At 59.4% G+C, this 2,495-nt stretch carries 2 protein-coding genes; both read right to left on the bottom strand.

Translation table 11 applies throughout. The features are described 5' to 3' along the window. Window positions 1–441 precede the first annotated feature (441 nt). Complete coding sequence (ilvC, locus tag ABX749_RS29385) at window positions 442–1,449, bottom strand: ketol-acid reductoisomerase (protein ID WP_372899173.1); 1,008 nt, start codon at window positions 1,447–1,449, stop codon at window positions 442–444. Window positions 1,450–1,507: 58 nt separating this feature from the next. Further along, window positions 1,508–2,044, bottom strand: coding sequence for an acetolactate synthase small subunit (ilvN, locus tag ABX749_RS29380; protein ID WP_145219333.1), 537 nt, complete (start codon window positions 2,042–2,044; stop codon window positions 1,508–1,510). Window positions 2,045–2,495: the final 451 nt, after the last annotated feature.

Raw genomic sequence — 2,495 nt, 5'->3', positions numbered from 1 at the left:
GGATTCTCGATCGGCCCCTGGTGCCAAGCGGCCACGGTGTCGATTTGCAATTGCGTGATTTCTGAAACCGAGGGCAAACGCGTTGCGGCGAGGGTGGATGCTGACATGGTGCTGGAGGCCGGCTGAAAGCCGAGGCGAGCGAGGGAGCGAAATGAAGCACCCGCATTGTGCGGATTCTGGCGGCTCATTGCGAGAGCAATCCGACGACACAAAAAAAGCCCGGGTTCCCTGCTGTCAGGAAACCCGGGCCGTTGTCATCGTCCGGTGCAGCAGGCCCTTCAGGGGGTAACGCTGCGAAGCATTTTCCCCAGCGTTTTGCGAGGCGATAGCGACAGGGCGCAAGCCCTGCGGTCCCTCATCGTTCCCGAAACACCGGAGGGCTCGCGCCCTACCGCTAAAAAATGCTTCACCGCGATGCCCCGTCGGGGCCTAAGCCGATGATCAGGAGACTTCTTTTTCTTCGATCCAGGACATCATTTTTCGCAGCCCACGTCCGATCTGCTCGACACCGTGGTCTCGTTCGCGTCGTCGGGTGGCTTTGAAGAACGCGGCGCCGCCACGGTTTTCCAGGATCCAGTTGCGGGCGAAGGTGCCGTTTTGAATCTCTTCCAAGACGCGTTTCATCTCGGCCTTGGTTTCGTCGGTGATGATGCGGGGGCCGGTGACGTAATCGCCGTACTCGGCCGTGTTGCTGATGCTGTAACGCATGTAGCTGAGTCCGCCCTGGTAGAGAAGGTCGACGATCAGTTTCAGCTCGTGCATGCACTCGAAGTACGCCATCTCGGGCTGATAACCGGCTTCGACGAGGGTTTCAAAACCGGCCTTGACCAGTTCGCTGACGCCGCCGCAGAGCACGACTTGTTCGCCGAACAGGTCCGTTTCGGTCTCTTCCATGAACGAGGTCTCGATCACACCGCCCCGCGTTCCGCCGATCCCCTTGGCGTAGGCCAAACCGATTTGCTTGGTGGTTTCCGACGCGTCTTCGCCCAACGCGATCAACGCCGGGACGCCGCCGCCTTTTTCATATTCGCTGCGGACCAGGTGACCGGGGCCCTTGGGGGCGACCAGCAGCGTGTCGATTCCTTTGGGAGGAGCGATCTGCCCGAAGTGGATGTTGAATCCGTGCGAACACATCAGCACGTTGCCTTTGGAAAGGTTCGGCAGAATGGCGTCGCGGTAGACATCGGCCTGCACTTCGTCGGGCAGCAGAATGTTGATCACGTCCGCTTCTTTGGTGGCGTCCGCGATCGTCTTGGGTTCGAAGCCGTGGGAAACGGCCAGGTCGTAGTTGGCCGAACCGGGGCGTTGGCCGATGATGACATTGACGCCGCTGTCACGCAGGTTCTGTGCCTGGGCGTGGCCTTGGGATCCGTAGCCGAGGATCGCGACCGTCTTGCCTTTGAGGTGCGAAAGGTCGGCGTCGTTGTCGTAGTAAATGGTGGCTGCCATGATGAAATGGTCTCGAGGTGATTGGAAAGGTGGTAGGGAAGGAATTCCGAGGGAGAAATCAGGCGGTCGCCTTGGCGGCTTCGTCAGCGATGGAGATGTCCGAATCGCTGCGTACCATCGCGACGCGGCCCGTTCGCACCAACTCGGTGATCCCGTAGGGGCGGACGCGTTCGATGAACGCCTGGACTTTGTTCTCTCGGCCACTGATCTCAATCATCAGCTCTTCCGGCCCGACATCGACGATGCGTCCGCGAAAGATATCGACCAGCTCACGAATTTCGGCCCGCTTGGGCCCCGAAGGGGCTTGGACCTTCAACAGCAAAAGATCCCGTTCGACGAAATCGCGACTGCTGACATCGATGACACGGACGACCGTGACAATCTTCTCCAACTGCTTGCGTACTTGCTCCAGCACTCGATCGTCGCCGACGACGACAAAAGTCATGCGAGAGAGCGTTTTGTTTTCGGTTTCACCGACTGCGAGCGAGTCGATGTTGAAGCCACGCGAGGCAAGCATCCCAGAAATATGGGCGAGTACCCCGGGAACGTTCTGGACCAGAGCGGAGAGAACGTGTCGCTGAGTGGGGCTGGGCATCAGTCCGGTTTTGACCGTGAAAGGGAAAGAAAGTCCTGAAATTTGAGCCCGGTAGGATAATTTTGAGAGGTCAGACCAGCAAGGGCCTGATCCCCGGCCCTCCCCGTGCACCTTGCACCCGGGTAGAGGGGAGCCGCTGTGTGAGCAGTCAAAAGCGGGTCAAACGCGGGAAATCAATACTTCACCACGTACACGGTGGGGGGTGCCAGTGAGGCGTTCGTTCACCGGTTTCCACAGGGAGTTTGCATCGGGAGATCCACACCGGGATCCCAACAGCTCTTAGAATCGGGTGGATTGGTCCTTGTTTCCATGGAGAAATCTGATGGGTTTGAATCGTTTCCCGCTGGTCGTGTTGGTCGCGCTGGCCTTGCTGGGATCCACGCCATCGGCAGCCGAGGACGCGACGGCGGAAGGTTGGAAAAGCCTGGCCCCACGCGAGGAGATCCAACCG

It is taken from the genome of Stieleria sp., assembly GCF_041595215.1.
In the GTDB taxonomy this organism is placed as follows: Bacteria; Planctomycetota; Planctomycetia; order Pirellulales; family Pirellulaceae; genus Stieleria; species Stieleria magnilauensis.
This window is presented reverse-complemented; position numbering and strand designations above follow the sequence as displayed.

What these genes read in the sequence shown, in the direction of transcription:
- ilvN (WP_145219333.1), bottom strand. Translation starts at nt 2,044, where the DNA reads ATGCCCAGCCCCACTCAGCGACACGTTCTCTCCGCTCTGGTCCAGAAC.
- ilvC (WP_372899173.1), bottom strand. Translation starts at nt 1,449, where the DNA reads ATGGCAGCCACCATTTACTACGACAACGACGCCGACCTTTCGCACCTC.